Annotated in this window: 31 protein-coding genes and 2 tRNA genes; 1 reads left to right on the plus strand and 32 read right to left on the minus strand. The window is 34.6% G+C overall.

Annotation, left to right across the window (positions count from 1 at the left end; translation table 11 throughout):
* Nucleotides 1-19 precede the first annotated feature (19 nt).
* The 30 genes from rplQ to carA all read right to left on the minus strand — a co-directional run bounded on the left by rplQ (nt 20) and on the right by carA (nt 15951).
* The gene (gene rplQ, locus AABM58_RS00980) at nt 20-448 is read right to left on the minus strand and encodes a 50S ribosomal protein L17 (RefSeq protein ID WP_338406036.1); all 429 of its coding nucleotides are present in this window, start codon (nt 446-448) and stop codon (nt 20-22) included.
* Between the two features lie 7 nt (nt 449-455).
* On the minus strand, nt 456-1523 hold the full coding sequence (locus AABM58_RS00985) for a DNA-directed RNA polymerase subunit alpha (RefSeq protein WP_338406037.1): 1068 nt from the start codon (nt 1521-1523) through the stop codon (nt 456-458).
* Between the two features lie 21 nt (nt 1524-1544).
* Nucleotides 1545-1931 carry a 30S ribosomal protein S11 gene (rpsK, locus tag AABM58_RS00990; RefSeq protein WP_338406038.1) on the minus strand — a complete coding sequence of 129 codons (387 nt, stop codon included), beginning with the start codon at nt 1929-1931 and terminating at the stop codon, nt 1545-1547.
* Between the two features lie 24 nt (nt 1932-1955).
* Nucleotides 1956-2324 carry a 30S ribosomal protein S13 gene (gene rpsM, locus AABM58_RS00995; RefSeq protein ID WP_338406039.1) on the minus strand — a complete coding sequence of 123 codons (369 nt, stop codon included), beginning with the start codon at nt 2322-2324 and terminating at the stop codon, nt 1956-1958.
* 59 nt (nt 2325-2383) lie between these two features.
* A complete protein-coding gene (locus tag AABM58_RS01000; RefSeq protein WP_338406040.1) occupies nt 2384-3025 on the minus strand; it encodes an adenylate kinase family protein in 642 nt (213 codons plus the stop codon).
* Nucleotides 3022-4350, minus strand: a complete 1329-nt coding sequence (gene secY / locus AABM58_RS01005) for a preprotein translocase subunit SecY (RefSeq protein ID WP_338406041.1) — start codon at nt 4348-4350, stop codon at nt 3022-3024. Before secY ends, AABM58_RS01000 begins: the two co-directional genes overlap by 4 nt.
* Nucleotides 4351-4353: 3 nt before the next feature.
* The gene (gene rplO, locus AABM58_RS01010) at nt 4354-4824 is read right to left on the minus strand and encodes a 50S ribosomal protein L15 (RefSeq protein WP_338406042.1); all 471 of its coding nucleotides are present in this window, start codon (nt 4822-4824) and stop codon (nt 4354-4356) included.
* A 3-nt stretch (nt 4825-4827) separates the two neighbouring features.
* A complete protein-coding gene (gene rpsE / locus AABM58_RS01015; protein WP_338406043.1) occupies nt 4828-5340 on the minus strand; it encodes a 30S ribosomal protein S5 in 513 nt (170 codons plus the stop codon).
* Between the two features lie 12 nt (nt 5341-5352).
* Complete coding sequence (rplR, locus tag AABM58_RS01020) at nt 5353-5724, minus strand: 50S ribosomal protein L18 (RefSeq protein WP_338406044.1); 372 nt, start codon at nt 5722-5724, stop codon at nt 5353-5355.
* 5 nt (nt 5725-5729) lie between these two features.
* Nucleotides 5730-6275, minus strand: a complete 546-nt coding sequence (rplF, locus tag AABM58_RS01025) for a 50S ribosomal protein L6 (RefSeq protein ID WP_338406045.1) — start codon at nt 6273-6275, stop codon at nt 5730-5732.
* 16 nt (nt 6276-6291) lie between these two features.
* Nucleotides 6292-6687, minus strand: coding sequence for a 30S ribosomal protein S8 (rpsH, locus tag AABM58_RS01030; RefSeq protein ID WP_007551150.1), 396 nt, complete (start codon nt 6685-6687; stop codon nt 6292-6294).
* Nucleotides 6688-6708: 21 nt separating this feature from the next.
* A complete protein-coding gene (gene rpsN / locus AABM58_RS01035) occupies nt 6709-7017 on the minus strand; it encodes a 30S ribosomal protein S14 (RefSeq protein WP_064124653.1) in 309 nt (102 codons plus the stop codon).
* A 16-nt stretch (nt 7018-7033) separates the two neighbouring features.
* Complete coding sequence (rplE, locus tag AABM58_RS01040; RefSeq protein ID WP_338406046.1) at nt 7034-7567, minus strand: 50S ribosomal protein L5; 534 nt, start codon at nt 7565-7567, stop codon at nt 7034-7036.
* 6 nt (nt 7568-7573) lie between these two features.
* Entirely contained in the window at nt 7574-7891 is a 318-nt protein-coding gene (rplX, locus tag AABM58_RS01045) for a 50S ribosomal protein L24 (protein ID WP_065095310.1), read from the minus strand.
* The gene (gene rplN / locus AABM58_RS01050) at nt 7891-8250 is read right to left on the minus strand and encodes a 50S ribosomal protein L14 (protein ID WP_006279348.1); all 360 of its coding nucleotides are present in this window, start codon (nt 8248-8250) and stop codon (nt 7891-7893) included. The genes rplX and rplN overlap by 1 nt, the downstream gene beginning before the upstream one ends.
* Before the next feature lie 13 nt (nt 8251-8263).
* Entirely contained in the window at nt 8264-8500 is a 237-nt protein-coding gene (gene rpsQ, locus AABM58_RS01055) for a 30S ribosomal protein S17 (protein ID WP_338406047.1), read from the minus strand.
* A complete protein-coding gene (gene rpmC, locus AABM58_RS01060) occupies nt 8493-8696 on the minus strand; it encodes a 50S ribosomal protein L29 (RefSeq protein ID WP_265033798.1) in 204 nt (67 codons plus the stop codon). The genes rpsQ and rpmC overlap by 8 nt, the downstream gene beginning before the upstream one ends.
* A gap of 11 nt (nt 8697-8707) precedes the next feature.
* Nucleotides 8708-9121 carry a 50S ribosomal protein L16 gene (gene rplP, locus AABM58_RS01065; RefSeq protein WP_338406048.1) on the minus strand — a complete coding sequence of 138 codons (414 nt, stop codon included), beginning with the start codon at nt 9119-9121 and terminating at the stop codon, nt 8708-8710.
* A gap of 14 nt (nt 9122-9135) precedes the next feature.
* Complete coding sequence (gene rpsC / locus AABM58_RS01070) at nt 9136-9750, minus strand: 30S ribosomal protein S3 (RefSeq protein WP_338406049.1); 615 nt, start codon at nt 9748-9750, stop codon at nt 9136-9138.
* Nucleotides 9751-9789: 39 nt separating this feature from the next.
* Nucleotides 9790-10140: a 50S ribosomal protein L22 gene (rplV, locus tag AABM58_RS01075; RefSeq protein ID WP_338406050.1), complete on the minus strand. Its 351-nt coding sequence runs from the start codon at nt 10138-10140 to the stop codon at nt 9790-9792.
* A 5-nt stretch (nt 10141-10145) separates the two neighbouring features.
* Nucleotides 10146-10430: a 30S ribosomal protein S19 gene (gene rpsS, locus AABM58_RS01080; protein WP_006279181.1), complete on the minus strand. Its 285-nt coding sequence runs from the start codon at nt 10428-10430 to the stop codon at nt 10146-10148.
* A gap of 3 nt (nt 10431-10433) precedes the next feature.
* On the minus strand, nt 10434-11258 hold the full coding sequence (rplB, locus tag AABM58_RS01085) for a 50S ribosomal protein L2 (protein ID WP_338406051.1): 825 nt from the start codon (nt 11256-11258) through the stop codon (nt 10434-10436).
* Between the two features lies 1 nt (nt 11259).
* Nucleotides 11260-11547 carry a 50S ribosomal protein L23 gene (locus tag AABM58_RS01090; protein ID WP_015589144.1) on the minus strand — a complete coding sequence of 96 codons (288 nt, stop codon included), beginning with the start codon at nt 11545-11547 and terminating at the stop codon, nt 11260-11262.
* A complete protein-coding gene (rplD, locus tag AABM58_RS01095) occupies nt 11544-12158 on the minus strand; it encodes a 50S ribosomal protein L4 (protein ID WP_338406052.1) in 615 nt (204 codons plus the stop codon). The genes AABM58_RS01090 and rplD overlap by 4 nt, the downstream gene beginning before the upstream one ends.
* Before the next feature lie 2 nt (nt 12159-12160).
* Nucleotides 12161-12883: a 50S ribosomal protein L3 gene (gene rplC, locus AABM58_RS01100; protein WP_338406053.1), complete on the minus strand. Its 723-nt coding sequence runs from the start codon at nt 12881-12883 to the stop codon at nt 12161-12163.
* A 9-nt stretch (nt 12884-12892) separates the two neighbouring features.
* Complete coding sequence (rpsJ, locus tag AABM58_RS01105; protein ID WP_012673184.1) at nt 12893-13213, minus strand: 30S ribosomal protein S10; 321 nt, start codon at nt 13211-13213, stop codon at nt 12893-12895.
* A 14-nt stretch (nt 13214-13227) separates the two neighbouring features.
* Complete coding sequence (gene tuf, locus AABM58_RS01110; RefSeq protein WP_010962309.1) at nt 13228-14400, minus strand: elongation factor Tu; 1173 nt, start codon at nt 14398-14400, stop codon at nt 13228-13230.
* A 78-nt stretch (nt 14401-14478) separates the two neighbouring features.
* Nucleotides 14479-14549 (minus strand) — tRNA-Gly (locus AABM58_RS01115).
* Between the two features lie 4 nt (nt 14550-14553).
* A tRNA-Tyr gene (locus AABM58_RS01120) sits at nt 14554-14636 on the minus strand.
* Between the two features lie 115 nt (nt 14637-14751).
* Nucleotides 14752-15951: a glutamine-hydrolyzing carbamoyl-phosphate synthase small subunit gene (gene carA, locus AABM58_RS01125; protein WP_338406054.1), complete on the minus strand. Its 1200-nt coding sequence runs from the start codon at nt 15949-15951 to the stop codon at nt 14752-14754.
* A gap of 204 nt (nt 15952-16155) precedes the next feature.
* Here carA and AABM58_RS01130 point away from each other — a divergent pair, with 204 nt between their 5' ends.
* On the plus strand, nt 16156-16638 hold the full coding sequence (locus AABM58_RS01130) for a hypothetical protein (RefSeq protein ID WP_338406055.1): 483 nt from the start codon (nt 16156-16158) through the stop codon (nt 16636-16638).
* Between the two features lie 251 nt (nt 16639-16889).
* On the opposite strand, the gene AABM58_RS01135 is transcribed toward AABM58_RS01130, so the two are convergent.
* Both AABM58_RS01135 and glpX read right to left on the minus strand, forming a co-directional pair.
* A complete protein-coding gene (locus AABM58_RS01135) occupies nt 16890-18239 on the minus strand; it encodes a hypothetical protein (RefSeq protein ID WP_338406056.1) in 1350 nt (449 codons plus the stop codon).
* Nucleotides 18240-18320: 81 nt separating this feature from the next.
* A complete protein-coding gene (glpX, locus tag AABM58_RS01140) occupies nt 18321-19238 on the minus strand; it encodes a class II fructose-bisphosphatase (RefSeq protein WP_338406866.1) in 918 nt (305 codons plus the stop codon).
* Nucleotide 19239 lies beyond the last annotated feature (1 nt).

The following is a 19239-nucleotide window of genomic DNA, read 5'->3' on the forward strand; positions in this document are numbered from 1 at the left end:
AGAACAATTATGATAATAATTAATTGTGTGTAACTACTTTGCCTCCTTCTCTATTTTTACTATAAACCTTGCCTTTTGCTGCAATATCCCTATCAACCAGTTCTACCACTGCCATTGAAGCACAATCACCCTTTCGAGTGCTAAATTTTATTATTCTAGAATACCCACCCTCACGATCTTGATAACGGCTGGCTAAGACGTTTAATAACTTATCAACTGCTAACTTACTATTATGAAGGCGTGAAAGCAAAAGTCTTTTACCATGTAAAGTATTCTTATTCTTAGCAATTGTAATAAACTTTTCGACATATGGACGAAGTTCCTTAGCTTTTGGTAAAGTAGTTACAATCTGCTCATGATTAATTAATGAGATAGATAGATTCTTTAACATCGATAATCTATGTTCAGTACAAAGAGATAGTTTACGTTTTTTTATTCCATGTTTCATATATCACCTAATCTTCATCAGTATGTTGTTTAGCCAACTCATCTATATCTTTAGGCGGCCAGTTTAACACATTCATACCCAAAGACAAGCCAAAATTAACCAAAACTGCCTTAATCTCATTCAAAGACTTTCTGCCAAAATTAGCAGTTCTTAACATTTCACCTTCTGTCTTCTGCACAAGATCACCTATATAAGTGATGTTTTCGTTTTTCAGACAGTTATGAGACCTGACAGATAATTCCATTTCATCTACCTTACGCAATAAGACAGGGTCATAACCCAAGTCTTTAGCACCACTAGACGAAGAAACTTGCGATTTTTTATAACTCACATCAGAACTAATAAAGGGCTGAAGTTGCTCCTGTAATATTCTTGCAGCAAAGTCAACAGCTTGACTCGGAGAGATTGTACCATCAGTTTCAATTGACAATATCAGCTTATCTTTATCAGTAACTTGGCCAACACGACTGTTCTCTACCTTGTACGAAACCCTGTTGACAGGGCTATACAAAGCATTAACTGGAATAAAACCTATTAAATCCTGTTCGCTCATAAGCTTCACAAGTTCATTTTCTTTATATTTAGTTACAGGAAGATAACCTTTTCCGCTAGCCACATATATGGTCATGTTAAACTCTATATTTTGCCCCAGCGTACATATTAACAAATCTTTATTAACAATAGAGCATTGATCATCCGTTTCTATCATCCCAGCTAATACCTGGCAAGGCCCTTTAGCGTTTAAATTTAAGCATTTATTAGAAGCACCATTTAATTTACACCTCAACATGCCCATATTTAATACTATATCAGTTACGTCTTCTCTCACCCCTTGAATTGAAGTAAACTCATGAGTTACACCTTCAATTTTTATTCCATAAACAGCACTACCTTTAAGAGAAGATAACATTACACGTCTTAATGCATTACCTAATGTTAAAGCAAAACCACTTTCCAACGGTTCTAGCACTACATCACTTTTTTCACTGGAATCATCTGATATTACCTTAACTGAACTAGGTTTAATCAATTTATCTAAATTGCTACAAAGAGAAACATCATTATTATAATACATAAAACAACCTTTTCAAATATCCTATACTCTTCTTTTTTTTCTTAACCTGCACCCATTATGAGGAATTGCGGTTTTATCTGCAATTGAAGTCACAGTCAACCCACAGTTCTGAAGTGCTTTAACCGCAGCTTCGGTACCAAAGCCAGGACCACGAATTATTACAGAGACAACCTTCATACCAAATCTCTCCATTGCATTCTTCGCAGCAGACTCCGCAGCCTTACCTGCAGCATAAGGTGTGGATTTTCTCGAACCTGAAAAACCACATGCACCCACAGAAGTTTGACATAGCGTATTACCATGAACATCAGTTACATTTACAAAAGTATTATTAAAAGTTGCACGAATATGGACAACACCAGTAATAAACTCCTTTGTACTCTTACCAACCGTTTTGACTTTTTTCATTAAAACTCACAATAATAATAAATTTTATTTTTTCCCAGCAATAGGCAACCGAGATCTACCTTTACGAGTCTTAGCATTAGTATGAGTCCTTTGCCCTCTCACAGGTAAACCTTTTCTATGTCTCACTCCTCTATAGCATCCCATTTCCACTAAAGATTTTATGTTCATAGCCACTTCTTTTCTGAGCTCACCTTCTATAACATAATTTTGTCTAATGAAACTGCTGATCTTTTCTATATCTTCATCTCGTAATTCTGAAACACGTTTGCACTTATCAACTTCGCAAGCATGACAAATTATATTCGCAGTAGCAATACCTATACCATATATATAAGTTAATGCAAAAGGAACACATTTCCTCACTGGAATATTTATGCCTGCAATACGTGCCACTGGTACCTCGATACTTTATTAATAACAACTCTTAATTTATACCATAAAACAACTCAGAGTCAAACCAAATTACAAGAAATTTTACTTTCAATCTCTTGCGTTACCTCATCAACACTCAAATTAGCGTCAATTGTTAATAATTTGCCTTTATAATACTCGCGTAAACCTTTCATTTGAAGGTGATATTCACTTATTCTCTTATTAATTGCAGACATATCAGCATCATCAATTCTTTTCTCTAACCTCGTACTTTTACATTTAGCACAAGTAGTACTCTTAAAAGAAGATATACTATATATGCTTTTACAGTCCAAACACGCGAGACGATTTTTTAATCTATCAATTGCAATATTATCGTCAAGCTGCAGCTCAATCACAATATCAACATCCCTATTATATTTTTCTTGCAAAACTTGAGTCAAAAAATGAGCCTGGTTTAAATTTCTCGGAAAACCATCTAATAAGCAATTATCATCCACTAATGCAAGCTGGTCACGTAATAATCCACATATAATTTCATCTTGAATTAAATTACCAGATTCCACGGTACCCTTTATTTTTTTACCTAACTCACTGCCATCAGATATAATATTCCTTAATAAATCCCCTACTGAAATTAATTTTAAATTATATTTTGCTATTAACAAGCTTGACTGAGTACCTTTACCGGAGCCAGGAGGACCAAAAATCGTAATGATCATCTTACTTTCCTCGTTCTAGACTCATATTTCTTTATCCAGCTGTCGTACCTATTCGAAAAAACATAGGATTGTATTTGCATAATAGTATCAGTAATAACGTTCACTATAATCAGCAAGCTCGTTCCACCAAAAATAAATGGTATATCATAATAATATCTCATAACTTCAGGTACAGTACATATGACTACCAAATACGCAGAGCCAATGAATGTCAACTTAAAAACTATATCTTGAAGGTAATCAGAAGTATGTTTCCCAGGCCTTCTACCAGGTATAAAACCACCATTTTTTTTAAGAAAATCTGCATTTTCCTCTGGATTAAATATAAAATTGGTATAGAAAAAATTAAAAAATACTATCAGCACCAAATAGGCTGCAATATATACTACTTTATTTGCCATAAAGTAATTCAAAATAAAATCAGAAAAAGCGTGCCCCTCATAGAAATTTGCAATTGAAATAGGTGTCAATAAAATTGCATTAGCAAAAATGGTTGGTACTACACCAGATAAATTAATCTTCAATGGAATATAAGTAAAATCGTCATTATATAATCTCTTAAATTGCTTTTTAGGATATTGAACAACAACTTTTCTATAAGAAGACTCTACAAAAATGACTAAGAGTAACAGCAAAAAAAACAATACCAAAACAAAAAGGATAATAAATAACGATACGCTACCGTTTTTATTTAATGTTAACAGAGATGACAAAGCGCTGTGTAACTCTGATATTATGCCCGTGAAAATGATTAATGAGATACCGTTGCCTATACCGCTAGCACTGATTCGTTCACCAAGCCATATTAAAAGCATAGTTCCACCTAAAAGGCTGAAAACACCTATTGTGCGAAACATAACACCAGGTTCGATTACAACCAATACCCCTTCCCTATTCATCCCTTCCAATCCAACCAAAATTGGAATTGATTGAAATACACAAATTACTATGGTCAGATAGCGTATATAAGAATTCATCTTTCTACGGCCTGACTCTCCATCATTCTTAACCTCCTTCATTCCTTTAATCGCAGAAGAAAGCAACTGAATAATGATAGAAGCCATTATATATGGCATAACGTTCAATGCTAGAATTGTCATTCTAGCCAATGCACCACCAGAAAATAAATTAAATACTCCAAAAACGCCTGATCCCTCTTTGGGAAATATATCATTAATTACATCAAGATTAATTCCAGGAATAGGTACATAAGTACCTAAACGGTAACAAATTAAAGCTATTAGCGTAAAAAATATACGCTTTAATAAATCGCCTTTATATAACAACGTAGGATCCAAGCTATTAAATGCGGATTTACTGCTCATGATTTACGATAGTATTTCCACACTGCCACCAGACGAAGCTACAGATTTTTTCGCAGCTTCTGACGCAGAATCAACATGAAACACAAATTTTTCGCTCAACTTACCTTTATTAAGAAGTTTAATTTTATCCTTAATAGACTTTATAAAACCTAATTTATACAGCTTCTCCTTATCTATAACAGAGTCTTTCACTATTTTTTTAACTTCCATTAAGCGCTGTATATCGCCAACATTAATTATAGAGTATATGTTCCTACGTATAGGCTTAAAACCCCTTTTAGGCAAACGAGTATATATAGACTGTTGTCCACCCTCAAAACCATTTATGGAAACTCCACTTCTAGCTTTCTGCCCTTTATGCCCTCTACCGGATGTTTTACCTTTACCACAACCGATACCTCTACCCAGCAACTTAGGCTTCTTTTTCTTAGATAATTTAGTAAATATAGAGTTTAATTTTACAGCATTATTCATACTTTACCTGTTTCCAACTATCTCGCTAATCTTTTTGCCTCTTTTGCTTGCTACCTGACGAGGAGATAACATACTATCAAAAGCCTTAAACACCGCACATATAACGTTATGAGGATTATTTGATCTAGTAGATTTAGCTACCACATCCTTTATACCTAACACCTCAAAAACTGACCTAATCGCTCCACCAGCAATAATACCTGTTCCGGCTCTTGCAGTTCTTAAAACTATCTCACCAGAACAAAATTTAGCTTTAATATCATGATGCAAAGTTCTACCTTCACGCAAGTACACTCTAATCATCGATTTCTTTGCAGCATTTGCAGCTTTGACTCTTGCTTCAGCAACTTCTGCGTGCTTACCTATTCCACATCCTACCCTACCCTTCTCATCGCCAACAACAACCAAAATTGAAAATGAAAATCTTCTACCACCTTTGGTAACCGTTGTTACTCTTCGTACCGAAACTAAAAGCTCTGATAAATCATTATTATTTTGTAAATTCTTTATAGCCATATTCAAAACCTTCTAAAATTCAAATCCAGAACTTCTTAAAGCCTCAGCAAATTGAGAAACTAATCCTGTATATTTATACGCTCCACGATCAAACGTAAGCTGCTGCTCTAATTTCATGCCAGACAGACGCTCAACCATTAAAGAAGAAACCTGTTTTATAGTTTCAGCATTGACCTTCCTTTTACATACTCCCCTAATTTTAGCATCCAAAGTAGAAGCAGAAGTGAGAGTTACTCCTTTTGCATCGTTAATTAACTGAACATAAAAATGTTTATTAGATTTAAATACGGATATACGTAAACGCTCAACACCACTATTGAGCTTCTTTCTATTACGTAACTTCCTTTTTTCAGAATTACTTAAAAAATTATACGACCTTTTCATTTTAATTACTTCTTTTTACTTACAACCTTACGCAGCATAAATTTGCCTTTTATTACAATGCCCTTACCTTTATAAGGATCATATTTTCTAATTTTGCATATATCAGACGCCACCATATAGACCTTCTGCTTATCCATACCACTAACTACTAAGTGAGTTGGCTTTATGCACTTAATCTCAACATCTTTAGGCACTTTATATTTAACATTATGGCTATAACCAAGATACAAAGTCAAATACTTACCATCACACTCTGCCTTATATCCAACACCGTTAATCTCAAGATTAACAGAAAAACCATCAACCATACCGTTAATGATATTATTAATATTACTCCTATAAGTGCCCCACATAGGCTTTATTTCATCATAATCATCTTTATCTTGATCAACAGAAAGCAATAGCTGATTATCAATAATCTGACACACAACATCCCTGATCAAGCTAACTTCTTTTTCAGCCTTAGCACTCTTTATTAGCATACTACCATTATTATATTCAACTGAAATACCAGCAGGAATATTGATAGGAGCAGCACCTATACGAGACATAAATTTCTCCTATTATTTAAAACACACGACACAAAACTTCTCCACCAACCTTTAACTTATGTGCATTATAATCAGTCATCACTCCTTTGGGTGTCGATATAATAAAAATACCAAGACCATTATATGCTTTAGAAATGTCCTTATACTTAGAATAACGACGACAACCAGGCTTTGACACCCTAACTATGTCACTAATTACAGGTGATTTCTCATAATACTTCAATTTTACAATGAAAGAAGGCAAATTATCTACAACTTGCTTTTCATAATCAAGGATATACCCTTCCTCTTTTAAAATCTCCAATATAGAAGAATTCATCTTAGAAAATAGTACCCTTGTCGCCCTATGCATTGCTAATTGAGCATTACGTATCCTTGTTAAAAAATCACCAATACTATCAGATAACGCCACAATATACTCCTTATATTATATTTACCAACTAGACTTTGTAACTCCTGGAACTTGCCCAAAAGAACATAAATCACGCAAAACAATTCTACATAAACCAAATTTTCTATATACTCCTCTTGGTCTCCCAGTCAAAGCACACCTATTTCTAATTTTGGTTTTAGAAGAATTTCTAGGCAATTTTTTAATTAATTTATTTTGAGCTGTAAACCTTTCTACAATAGACAAATTCTTATTATTTATTATAGATTTCAATTTTTCTCTTTTTTCTTTATATTGATCACATAGTTTTATTCTGCGAAGATTTCTTTCTATCATAGATTTTTTTGCCATATATTTCTCCTCTCAATTAATCAAAAAAAGGAAATTTAAAAGCCAGTAATAATTCTTTTGCTTCCTTATCACTAGCCGCAGTTGTTACAATGTTAATGTCCATACCTATAATTTTACTTATTTTATCATAGTCTATTTCTAAAAACGAGATATGTTCCTTTATACCAAAGGAAAAATTACCATTACCGTCAAATTGCTTCACACTAAATCCTCTAAAATCTTTTTCCCTTGGCAAAGCAATATATATCAATCTTTCTAAAAACTCATACATTTTATCTCTACGCAAAGTTACTTTGCAACCTACTGTAGCACCTTTTCTGATCTTGAAGCCAGAAATAGATTTTTTTGCAAAAGTTGATAAAGGCTTCTGCCCAGCAATCAAATATAGGCTATCAAGTGGTTCATTTATTGCTTTACTATCTGTAGCAGCATCTCCAACGCCCATATTGATACACACCTTGACAAGTTTAGGCACTTGCATTATATTGCCGTAATTAAACTTATCCTTTAAGGACTTTACTACGCTATCTTTATATAATTCTTTAAACATATCAACCTAATCTATCACTTCTCCAGAAACTTTTGCAAAACGCACTTTTCTACCGTCTATAACCTTAAACCCCACTTTAGTTGGAGTTTTATATTTAGGGTCCAATGTTGCAACGTTGGATATATCAATAGCTAACTCTTTATTTAATATACCACCACTACTACCAGCTTTTGGTTTAGTATGTCTCTTATGCACATTCACTCCAGAAACAATTACTTTCTTTTTAGCATCACGTGCTATAACTTTGATTACCTTACCAATTTTTCCCTTATCTCTACCAGTTAAAACTATAACGTCGTCACCACTTTTTATTTTAGCACTCATTATAAAACCTCAACAGCTAATGACATTATCTTCATAAAAGAACCAGATGATAACTTTTTTACCGGACCAAACACCCGAGTGCCAAGTGGTTCACCTTGATCATTAATCAAAACTACAGCATTGCTAGAAAAACGAATTACAGAACCATCAGATTTTCTAATAGGGCTTTTCACCCTCACCACAACTGCTCTATATACTTTTCCCTTCTCAACCTTCCCTCTTGGAGTAATAGATTTAGTAGATACAATAACTGTGTCACCTATAGATGCAGATTTTCTACCACCCAATAAACCAATACAAAGCACTGCACGCGCACCAGAATTATCAGCTACTTCCAATAATGTATTTTTTTGAATCATGTAAATATCCTATTCAATGTGAGCTATTAACAACAATCCATTTTTTAGTAGTAGAAATAGGCTTATGTTCTTGTATTAAAACCTTATCCCCTTTCTTACAACTATTACTCTCATCATGTGCTGTATATTTCTTATATTTTTTTATAACTTTTTCATATAGCTTATCCTTATACACTTGTAATACCGAAACCTTTACAGTTTTATCACACTCAGCTTTAACTACAGTACCACAAAAAACCTTTTTAGGCATTCTTTTCCTCTCTTCTTCTTTTATTTAATATAGTTAGAATACGAGCTATGCTCTTTCTTATTAAGCTAAAACGTGAAATATTGTTGCACTGCCCCAACTTCTTTTGAAAAACCAAATTAACAAACTCTTTTCTCAAATTCACAAGAATTTCATGCAACTCTTGTGAGGACCTCGATTCAATGTCAGCTATATCCATTGCAACTCCATTTAATTATGATTAGATACAAATTTACACTTCATAGGAAGCTTAGCGGTTGCCTTTTCAAGTGCCAATTTTGCTAAATGCATAGGAACATCACTGCTAATTTCAAACAACATTCTACCGGGCTTAGTTTTAAATACCCAAAATTCAACACTACCTTTCCCTTTACCCATACGCACATCTGCTGGCTTTTTACTAACAGGGGTATCAGGAAAAATTCTTATCCACACTTTACCAGAGCGTTTTAATGTTCTAGATATTACACGCCTTGCAGTTTCAATATGCTTAGACTGAATCCTACCTGCTTCCATAGCCTTTAGACCATAATCTCCAAAAGATAATGTGCTACCACCTTTCGTGTTACCCTTAATTCGTCCTTTAAATACTTTTTTATATTTACTTTTTTTAGGAACAAACATTTCAATATACCTAATTAGTTACCAATATAAACCCAGACCTTAACTCCTATGATGCCATATATAGTTTTTGCTTCAGCAAAAGCATAATCTATATTAGCACGTAAAGTATGCAAAGGCAAACGGCCTTCTTTATACCACTCAGTACGAGCTATCTCAGCTCCGCCAAGGCGCCCAGAACAACTTACTTTAATACCTCTAGCACCCATCCTCAAACAACTTTGAATAGCTTTTTTCATCGCTCTTCTAAATGAAACCCTTTTTTCTAACTGCTGTGCGATGCTGTTTGATATTAAAGTTGCATCTATTTCAGACCTTTTAACCCCTACTACATTCACTTCCACATTATTTTTTACTTTTTCAGCTATTTTTTGCTTTATCTTCTCAATATCTGAGCCTTTCTTACCTATTATCACTCCAGGCTTAGAAGAATGTATTATTACAGACACCAAATCGATCGTACGCTCTATAATTACTTTAGAAACACCAGCATGCTTAAAAGATTCATTTATATAACTGCGAATAGATAAATCTTGATGCAGCCCTTGTTTATAACCCTTCTCAGCATACCAAACAGATGACCAAGTATTAATTATTTTTAACCTAAATCCTTTAGGATTAACGTTTCCCATACTTTTGCATTTTCCTTATTAATTTTCTATTTTTATGAATCATATAATTTCCCCCAATTTTACAGTTATATTACTATAACGTTTATTAACTCTATTAGCTCTACCCATAGCTTTTGGACATACCCTACGCAAAGTAAGAGACTTACCTATTGAAATTTCTTTTATATATAAATTATCGATATCCAATCCATAATTATATTGAGCATTAGCAATCGCAGAATTTAATACCTTCCTTATAAGACCCGCAGCTTTCTTTTCACAAAATCTTAATTGCACAGTGGCAAAAGAAACTTTTTTATTACGTACTAAACCAGCAACCAAATTCAATTTACGAGGAGTTGATTTTAAAACCCTAGAACCAGCTTTAACTATTACATCTCTGTTTTTCATATCAATTACCTTCTTGTCGCCTTTTTATCACCACTATGCCCAGTAAATTTACGAGTGGGTGAAAACTCACCAAACTTATGACCTATCATATTCTGATCATTAACATTCACAGGAATGTAATCCTTACCATTATAAACAGCAAACTTTAAACCTAAACAATTAGGAAGAATTACAGAAGCCCTGGAATGAACTTTTATAGCCATGTTAACAAACCCCTTGTTTAAAGCATTATTCACCGACTTTAATATAGAAGGATGACAAAAAGGAGGCTTCCATGCAGATCTACTCATAAACTAACCTTTCAATTGTTTTATATACTTATCACTAGATTTATTTTTCCTCCGAGTTTTCTTTCCTTTTGTTGCAACACCCCAAGGAGTAACAGGATGACGACCACCAGAGGTTTTTCCTTCCCCACCTCCATGAGGATGGTCAACCGGATTCATTGCAACTCCACGTACAGTAGGTCTAATCCCAAGCCACCTACTTCTCCCAGCTTTACCCAACTTTCTATTCTTATGATCAGGGTTAGATACTACACCAATAGTAGCCTTGCAAGAAGATAAAATCAACCTAATTTGACCAGACCTGAGTCGTAATAAAACATATTGGCCATCACGACCAACGATTTGTGCATAACAACCAGCAGCTCTAGCAATCGCAGCACCATTACCTGGCTTCAGCTCAACATTATGAACGAAAGAACCAACAGGTATATGCTTGAGTAGCAAACAATTCCCTGGCAAAATATCAGCATCATTCCCAGCTGTAACAACATCACCTGGCTTCATACCTTGAGGAGCTAATATATAAGACTTAACATCATCTTCCTTATATGATATTAACGCTAAAAACCCACTTCTATTTGGATCATACTCTATTTTTTCAACTATACCTTGACCACTTCTATTACGCTTAAAATCTATCACTCTATACTTCTTTTTATGACCACCACCCCTATGACGAGTTGTAATTCTACCATAATTATTTCTTCCACCACTGGACTTTTTACCGGATGTAAGAGACTTTTCTGGATTATCTCTTGATAAACCAACTTTACTTACTAACACAGTCCCACGAGAAGACGGAGTAACAGGATTAAAAAATTTCATACCCATATTAAACGCTCATTATATCTAATTTTTGACCATCCATCAAAGAAAAATAAACTTTCTTTTTCTGTTTTTCACAACCAATCACACCCCTAAAACGCCTATATTTAGGCTTAATTCTAACAACATTTATAGAAGAAATTTTAACATCAAATAGAGACTCTATTGCCAACTTTATTTGACGCTTATTTACATTTACAAAAACATACAAAGAATATTTATTAAACTTCTCCCTCAAAAAAGAGGCCTTTTCTGTAATTATAGGAGATTTTATTATATTATTATATTTGATCATAACAATCTACCTTCAAGATGCTTTAAAGTATCCTTTGTCAACATCACGCATTCGTGATTCAATATATCAAAAACATTTAACCCAATAGGTTTGATTAAGTCTACATAGTGCAAGTTTTTAGCCGCACGCAACAAATCCTCTCCATAATCACCAACTATCAAAAAGGAAGAAAATTTAAAATTTTTAATACATTTACACATTTCAGACGTTTTCTTCACATCAATATTTAAATTATCCAGAATAATTACTTGATTATTTAAATACTTTAGAGATAAAGCAATTTTTAAACCAAATTTGCGTACCTTCTTATTAAGAGAATAAGTATGACTCCTCACAACAGGGCCGAAAATAATCCCACCACCTCTAAATTGAGGAGATCGCAAGCTCCCTTGTCTTGCCCTACCGGTACGTTTTTGACCATAAGGTTTAGCTGTTGTACCAGAGACATCACTGATACCTTTTGTTTTATGAGTACCAGCTCTTCTCTTCGCTAATTGCCATCTCACTATATCATGCAAAATACTCAATTTTTGCTTAGCAGAAAATATCAAAGGATTGAGCTGAGCAGTACCTACATTATTATTAGATAGATTAACTAAATTACATTCCATAACTAACTTACCAAATTACTAGCATCATCATTTACATCTAACAGCAGACCTACCGGAAAAGGAACATCTTTATGTAAAGATTTTTTAACTGCATCTCTTACAAAAACATAGGAATTTTTAAACCCAGGAACATTATTACCCTTCACAGCAATTATACTATTTTCATGATCAATGGATAATATCTTCATATTTTGTGCAGTTATCCTGCTGTCACCTAAATGACCAGCCATTTTCTTTCCTTTGAATACTCTACCAGGATCCTGACATTGACCAGTAGAGCCTTGTGATCTGTGAGCAATAGAAACACCATGAGATGCCCTAAGCCCACTGAAATTATGCCGCTTCATCACACCAGCAAATCCTTTACCTATAGAATAACCCGTAATATCAAGATATTGACCAACAACAAAATGATTGATTCCCACTTTTTTATCACATTCTATTCCCGACAGGTCATTTAATCTACTTTCGTATAACTTACATTTATTATTTATACCCTTTTTCTTTAAATATTCCAACTGAGGTTTTGCTATATTTTTAAAATCTCCTGTGCCTAAAATGACTGAATTATAGCCACATTTATCTTGTCCTTTTATATCAATAATATAAGTTTCGCTGAGATGCAATAAAGTTACAGCCATGCGACTATTGTCAGAGTATATAGCAGTATGACCAATATTCATCATTAATAAACCAATTCTCCTCAGCGAATTTATTCTCTTCATTTCCTTCTCCTAAACCTTAACTTCCTTGACTTTTAAATCCACTTCTACGCCAGCAGAAAAAGATAAACCTGTAAGCATCTGCATCATAGTAGGAGTAAGATCATGTAAAACAATCAAACGCCTAGAAGTTCTCATTTCAAACTGTTCACGAGATTTTTTATCAACGTGAGGAGATCTATTAACAATAAATTTAGAATCTTTTCTTGGCAACGCAATCGGACCAGATAATTTTGCACTGGACCGCTTTAATTCATCAACAAATTTTCGAACACACTCTTCCAATAAAGAACAATCGAAAGCCTTAATGTTAATATATATATCTTGCTTCATCTTAGTTACTACACTCACTCCAAAATTTCAGAAACAACACCAGAACCAACAGTTCTACCGCCTTCTCTTATCGCAAAACGCAATCCCTTATCCATTGCTATCGGTACTTGCAATTCTACTTCTACACTCACATTATCTCCTGGCATTACCATCTCCTTCCCATCTAGTAATTTTATGCTCCCAGTTACATCCGTTGTCCTTAAATAAAACTGTGGCTGGTAATTCGCAAAAAATGGTGTATGCCTTCCTCCTTCCTCTTTCTTTAATATATAAACCTCCGCCTTAAACTTTCTATGCGGCGTTATCGTCCCCGGTTTTGCTAATACTTGCCCTCTCTCCACTTCTTCTCTTTTTGTTCCTCTTAACAATATTCCTACATTGAGTCCTGCACTTCCCTTATCCAGCAACTTCTTAAACATCTCAACACCTGTGCATATCGTCTTTTGCGTCGCTTTCAGACCTATTATCTCTATCTCTTCTCCCGTCTTTATCTCTCCCTTCTCTATTCTTCCTGTTACCACTGTTCCTCGCCCCGATATCGAAAATACATCTTCGATTGGCAATAAAAATGGTAAATCCACAGGCCTTGGTGGAACCGCCACATATTCATCTAACTTTTCCATCAATTTATCTATTGATTTCTTTCCATATTCGCTGCTGTCATCCTCCAGCGCCTTGAGTGCTGAACCAACCACCACAGGCACTTCATCCCCTGGAAATCCGTATTTACTCAGTAATTCCCTCACTTCCATTTCTACTAAATCTATCATATCAGCATCAGCAACATCAGCTTTATTTATATACACCACGATATATCCAACACCCACCTGCTTCGCCAGCAATATATGCTCTCTCGTTTGTGGCATTGGCCCATCAACCCCTGACACTACCAATATCGCCGCATCCATCTGTGCTGCACCTACTATCATGTTCTTTACATAGTCAGCGTGTCCAGGACAATCAACGTGTGCATAATGCCTTTTCTCTGTCTGATACTCAACATGCGCTGTTGCTATCGTTATCCCCCTCTTCCTTTCTTCTGGCGCTTTATCTATCTGATCGTACGCTACAAAATTTCCATAATGCTTTGTTATCGCCGCTGTTAACGTTGTCTTCCCATGATCCACATGCCCTATTGTTCCCACATTTACATGCGGCTTTCCAAATGCTTCCACTACTGCTGTCATAATTTAAACTTTTCTACCTAAAATACAAATACATCAATAAATAATATGTTGATTTTATAAAAATACAACAAAAAAAAGAGCGGATAGTGGGAATCGAACCCACGTCACTAGCTTGGAAGGCTAGAGCTCTACCATTGAGCTATACCCGCACAATGGAGGAGGTAGGATTCGAACCTACGTACGCTCACGCGGACAGATTTACAGTCTGTTACCTTTAACCACTCGGTCACTCCTCCACAAAAATTTGTTAAGAGAACGCTATTTTAGTACCTTAACTCAAGCTTTTATTGTATTTAAATACTAAACACCTAAAATTAAAAAATCAAGCAATAAAACCTACCCTAATTAAAATCATGCAGATTTCATTTTATATAACACAATATTGCCAATAAAACGTCTAAACAAATAATGCGAATCATGCGTGCCTGGCGCTTCTTCTGGATGGTATTGCACAGAAAAGACTGGGTAATCCTTCATCATTATTCCCTCTACACTATTATCAAATAGAGAAATGTGAGTAATTTCAACATTACTTGGAAGAGAAGCTGAATCAACAACGAAACCATGATTTTGGCTAGTGATCTCAACTTTTCCACTAATTACATCATAAACTGGATGGTTACTCCCTCGGTGACCAATATCCATTTTAATGGTCTTTGCCCCCAAAGTAATCGCAAGTAATTGATGGCCCATGCATATGCCAAAAATTGGTATTTTAGATTTTATAATAATGTCTATTTCTGAAACTACACTTTCTCCTATTTCTTGCGGATCACCAGGACCATTTGAAAGCACTATACCATCTGGATTCATACTCAACACTTTTTGAGCAAAACCTGTATCTGGTCTGATTAATTCAACTGTACAACCAAGTTCTATTAAGCGTGAAACTATACTGATTTTTACGCCAAAATCAACGATTACAACCCTATATTTTGCATTAAGGTCAATAGCTCTATCTGGTGTCATTCCAGTGCGTGACACTGGAATCCATATATTTTTTGCTGGATCCGAGTAGTCAGCTACTTGGATGACAAAGTGCTCCGCTAGTCTATTATTTTCAAAACTGTTATTTAAGCTAACTTTATTGGTTATTTCTATCCCACTTACAGATTTGTATTCCTTCAATTCATCCAACACATGCGCCTTACTCGATGAGCATATCATTCCATTTTGAGATCCATGTTCTCTCAAATGTCTCGTTAAAGCTCTAGTATCAATTCCTGATATCCCAATCACGTTATTTTTCTCTAACCAATCATTTAAACTGATATATGAAGAAGGGTGGGACATAGAAGAAAGTTCACGCATAACCACACCACTTGCAAAAATTTTCTCTCCTTCATTATCTTTATGGTTTATTCCAATGTTACCAATATGAGGAAAAGTGAACGTTATAATTTGATCGGCAAAAGAAGGATCAGTTATAGTATGCTGATAACCGGTCATACCAGTGGTAAAACAGACCTCACCTATGCACTTGCCTTTTTTACCTACTGATTTTCCCCAAAAGCACTTGCCATCTTGTAAAATTAAAACTGCGTCCTGCACTTCATTATCTATTTAACTGATTCAAAACAGTATACAAGAATTTCAAATAATACGTAACTCTTTCTAAAACTCCAAATTTAACCACGAGGCAGCGAAGAACAATATGAAAAAATTTTTAACGCGCCCTTCCATAAAATATGTTGACTATCTCCGTATTTTATATTAGATATGTTTAGTAGTTAAAAAATAGAGAGGTTAGTTATTATGTTAAAAGGGTTTCAGTCTAAAGATAAGTTACTAATTGCAGGAGCTGGCTTACTATTCTTTGCTATGGTATTCCCATCATTTTTTCTCTTAGCAAAAATAGCCATAGGGTTAGCTATGACCGCAATTGCAATAATCGCGGTAAAAATTGCCTCAAAAACAATATCAAACGTTCTTGAAGAGAAGGAAGCAGGTCAAAATCAGGAAGCACAACAAACAACACAAAGTAAAATTATAAACCTAGCTATTGGATTAACATCTATACTTGTAGGAGGATTATCACTATTCATTATAGCACAAACTGGCTTAATTGCAGCATGTGCAGCTATAACTGCTTTAGCTCTACACGAATATGTTAAAAATGAAGAAATAGGAAAAGATATAAACAATAAATTCGATAAGGTAGCTGACGGCATAACTGACTTTATTGTTAGCAATGTTGAAAAACTTATTCCAACAAAGTCGCCAGGCATAACAGCCTAAACTGTCTCCGTTCAGGAGAGTGGTTAATAGATAGAAGGTTTTGAAAAGGGTTCAGCCTCCTTTGTTTCCAAATTAAGTATAATGAAATTATTCTTTCTGCTTTTAAACTTTCATTCTCTTTATTCCAACCTTTCTATTTTTGCTTCTAACTTTTCTATTTTTTGCTATAAATTTTCGCACAGTTTTAAAGAATCAACCATATTACCTCACTTTTTCTCTATGATTATCTTTATTATCTTGCTTTGTCTACCTTATTTTGCGCTCCCCTGAACGGATACAATCCCTTCTTCTACAGTTGTTCCCCCATCAAGAGAAGAGCCAGGTACGATAATACTCTCGTGCGATTGCGTACTCTTCTTTTCCTCACATGGTGTTTGCTTAATGAAATGTTCTGCTAAAACTTCATGTAAAGCTTTACCTTTTATAAGCACAGCCTCGTTTTGCTTAGCTAACTCTAAAATTTTCTTTGGTTCAACATTTTCACCATTAATAGTTGACTTTTGAATACTAACTTGACCAAAATTTATATTTAGAACAACAGTACAGTTAAGGTCTTTTCCAGATTCATCTTTTGCACCCCAACTAATTTCGATGTCACATATTGCAAATTCTGTAAAGGAGTAGTTCCTCTGTTGTTTCTCATTCTCCTCAATTGTTACTATTCTTTTATCATTACTGTATATTTTTACTCTTTGTACCTCATTTTTAATTGTTTCCATCCTTTTAATCTTTTTGCTAAAAAGACGACTAGTTTCTAAACTCTGTCCAGGTTTAGTAATGTTGATACTAAGATTATCATAATGATTAACAAGATGTCCTGCCTTTTTGTCTGGCCAATAACATCCATCAAAGAAACCAATTAGATCATCTTTGTTTAGAAATTCTTTTGCATCATTCATTCCTTCGTCAATTCGAAGAAGATATCTACCCAACCTCTTTTTAAAATTTTCTTTTAACTCCTCCTGATCTTTAGAAGTAAGCTTCTTATCCAATATATCCATTATTTCTCTTTGCTTACTTAATACCACATAGTTAAAAAGGAAAATGCTCTCCTTCTCCCGTCGATAATAGTTTGCTATTTTGTCAAATGGATCTGCTGGCCGGCCGTTATTATAATTTACAGAATCAGAAGAATCTTGACATTTATTATCCTTAAAATTGAAATTCAATTTTTCAAAATCTGATAACACTTCTTCTGCCCTATCTTTAAAAGACTGAAGTCTATCTTGAAGTTCTTTTCCATAACTCATTCCTTTGTCAATTTGAAAAACATATTGACTATATTTCTTTCTAAACTCCTCCTGTTCTTCGAGAAAAGGAAGATTCCTATCTAACATATCAATTATTTCTTTCCGCTTATTCAATATCACGTAATTAAAGAGGGAACTCTTCCCCTTCTTTTCATAATCGTCTGCTATTTTGTCAAAACACTTATTATCCTTAAACTCCAATTTCTCAAAATCTGAGAGCACACTTTGTACCTGAGTCTCATCGAATTGAAGATTTGCTTGAGGAGATAGAAGAGTCAACTTTTCTTCACTTTCCTTGGTACTCGAATTTTTGTACAAACCATTAAATAGATTTACAATACTAGAAAACATTTCACACCTCTATTGTTATAAGTAAACTTAATTATATCTTAATGCTAAATGTTGTAAAGCTAAAATTAGAAACTAAAAAAGCTAACATAAGTTCTGCATTGTTTGCAGCTTTATCAGCTTGTTAGGTAGAATTATTAAAGAACTAGTTGAACATATGTTATCAACTCCATCCACAAGTTCTCCGCTTGTTACTCCAGTTGCAATGAACACTGATTCACCTCTTGCCATATCTTTTACGGTGTAGATTTTTTCTGGATCGTGAATGTTCAAATCTTTTGCCCTTTCTTTTAACTGATCTGTGTCAAATATCAATCTTCCCTCCATCTGCCCACCTATTGAGCTTAGCGCTGCAGCCGCAAGCACCCCTTCTGGTGCTCCTCCTATACCGATATACATATCATGATTGCCATTTACTAGTGAAACTACGGCCGCAACATCGCCATCATCTATTAGTTTAACTTTTGCTCTTAATTTCCTGATTTTCTCTATTAATTCATTGTGCCTTTCACGTTTAAGTACAGTTACCACGAGATCATTTACTTTGCATTTTTTTGCCTTGGCTAAATTGTCTAGATTCTTTTCAAGGCTATTTTTTAGTGAGACTACACCCTCTGGGAGATTTTTTCCTACTGCTATCTTTTCCATATAAACATCAGGTGCATGTAAAAAATCACCTTTTTTCGTTGCAGCAAGAATGGACATTGCCCCTTGTTTGTAATGAGCACAAATTGTGGTACCCTCAAGTGGATCAACAGCAATGTCAATCTCAGGACCATTTCCAGTGCCAACCTTCTCGCCAATATATAGCATCGGAGCTTCATCTCTCTCACCTTCACCAATTACGATAGTACCATTTATTTCCATAGAATTTAACACTGTTCGCATTGCATCAACTGCAACCTGATCAGCCTTTTTTTCATCGCCGAAGCCTGCTAGTTTATATGCAGCAAGCGCTGCAGCTTCGGTCACTTTAACTAATTTATAGGCTAAATCTTCCATC

It is taken from the genome of Wolbachia endosymbiont (group A) of Longitarsus flavicornis (assembly GCF_963931955.1).
Taxonomy (GTDB): Bacteria; Pseudomonadota; Alphaproteobacteria; order Rickettsiales; family Anaplasmataceae; genus Wolbachia.

What these genes read in the sequence shown, in the direction of transcription:
- rplQ (WP_338406036.1), bottom strand. Translation starts at nt 448, where the DNA reads ATGAAACATGGAATAAAAAAACGTAAACTATCTCTTTGTACTGAACAT.
- AABM58_RS00985 (WP_338406037.1), bottom strand. Translation starts at nt 1,523, where the DNA reads ATGTATTATAATAATGATGTTTCTCTTTGTAGCAATTTAGATAAATTG.
- rpsK (WP_338406038.1), bottom strand. Translation starts at nt 1,931, where the DNA reads ATGAAAAAAGTCAAAACGGTTGGTAAGAGTACAAAGGAGTTTATTACT.
- AABM58_RS01000 (WP_338406040.1), bottom strand. Translation starts at nt 3,025, where the DNA reads ATGATCATTACGATTTTTGGTCCTCCTGGCTCCGGTAAAGGTACTCAG.
- secY (WP_338406041.1), bottom strand. Translation starts at nt 4,350, where the DNA reads ATGAGCAGTAAATCCGCATTTAATAGCTTGGATCCTACGTTGTTATAT.
- rplO (WP_338406042.1), bottom strand. Translation starts at nt 4,824, where the DNA reads ATGAATAATGCTGTAAAATTAAACTCTATATTTACTAAATTATCTAAG.
- rpsE (WP_338406043.1), bottom strand. Translation starts at nt 5,340, where the DNA reads ATGGCTATAAAGAATTTACAAAATAATAATGATTTATCAGAGCTTTTA.
- rplR (WP_338406044.1), bottom strand. Translation starts at nt 5,724, where the DNA reads ATGAAAAGGTCGTATAATTTTTTAAGTAATTCTGAAAAAAGGAAGTTA.
- rplF (WP_338406045.1), bottom strand. Translation starts at nt 6,275, where the DNA reads ATGTCTCGTATAGGTGCTGCTCCTATCAATATTCCTGCTGGTATTTCA.
- rpsN (WP_064124653.1), bottom strand. Translation starts at nt 7,017, where the DNA reads ATGGCAAAAAAATCTATGATAGAAAGAAATCTTCGCAGAATAAAACTA.
- rplE (WP_338406046.1), bottom strand. Translation starts at nt 7,567, where the DNA reads ATGTTTAAAGAATTATATAAAGATAGCGTAGTAAAGTCCTTAAAGGAT.
- rplX (WP_065095310.1), bottom strand. Translation starts at nt 7,891, where the DNA reads ATGAGTGCTAAAATAAAAAGTGGTGACGACGTTATAGTTTTAACTGGT.
- rplN (WP_006279348.1), bottom strand. Translation starts at nt 8,250, where the DNA reads ATGATTCAAAAAAATACATTATTGGAAGTAGCTGATAATTCTGGTGCG.
- rpsQ (WP_338406047.1), bottom strand. Translation starts at nt 8,500, where the DNA reads ATGCCTAAAAAGGTTTTTTGTGGTACTGTAGTTAAAGCTGAGTGTGAT.
- rpmC (WP_265033798.1), bottom strand. Translation starts at nt 8,696, where the DNA reads ATGGATATAGCTGACATTGAATCGAGGTCCTCACAAGAGTTGCATGAA.
- rplP (WP_338406048.1), bottom strand. Translation starts at nt 9,121, where the DNA reads ATGTTTGTTCCTAAAAAAAGTAAATATAAAAAAGTATTTAAAGGACGA.
- rpsC (WP_338406049.1), bottom strand. Translation starts at nt 9,750, where the DNA reads ATGGGAAACGTTAATCCTAAAGGATTTAGGTTAAAAATAATTAATACT.
- rplV (WP_338406050.1), bottom strand. Translation starts at nt 10,140, where the DNA reads ATGAAAAACAGAGATGTAATAGTTAAAGCTGGTTCTAGGGTTTTAAAA.
- rpsS (WP_006279181.1), bottom strand. Translation starts at nt 10,430, where the DNA reads ATGAGTAGATCTGCATGGAAGCCTCCTTTTTGTCATCCTTCTATATTA.
- rplB (WP_338406051.1), bottom strand. Translation starts at nt 11,258, where the DNA reads ATGGGTATGAAATTTTTTAATCCTGTTACTCCGTCTTCTCGTGGGACT.
- AABM58_RS01090 (WP_015589144.1), bottom strand. Translation starts at nt 11,547, where the DNA reads ATGATCAAATATAATAATATAATAAAATCTCCTATAATTACAGAAAAG.
- rplD (WP_338406052.1), bottom strand. Translation starts at nt 12,158, where the DNA reads ATGGAATGTAATTTAGTTAATCTATCTAATAATAATGTAGGTACTGCT.
- rplC (WP_338406053.1), bottom strand. Translation starts at nt 12,883, where the DNA reads ATGAAGAGAATAAATTCGCTGAGGAGAATTGGTTTATTAATGATGAAT.
- rpsJ (WP_012673184.1), bottom strand. Translation starts at nt 13,213, where the DNA reads ATGAAGCAAGATATATATATTAACATTAAGGCTTTCGATTGTTCTTTA.
- tuf (WP_010962309.1), bottom strand. Translation starts at nt 14,400, where the DNA reads ATGACAGCAGTAGTGGAAGCATTTGGAAAGCCGCATGTAAATGTGGGA.
- AABM58_RS01130 (WP_338406055.1), top strand. Translation starts at nt 16,156, where the DNA reads ATGTTAAAAGGGTTTCAGTCTAAAGATAAGTTACTAATTGCAGGAGCT.
- AABM58_RS01135 (WP_338406056.1), bottom strand. Translation starts at nt 18,239, where the DNA reads ATGTTTTCTAGTATTGTAAATCTATTTAATGGTTTGTACAAAAATTCG.
- glpX (WP_338406866.1), bottom strand. Translation starts at nt 19,238, where the DNA reads ATGGAAGATTTAGCCTATAAATTAGTTAAAGTGACCGAAGCTGCAGCG.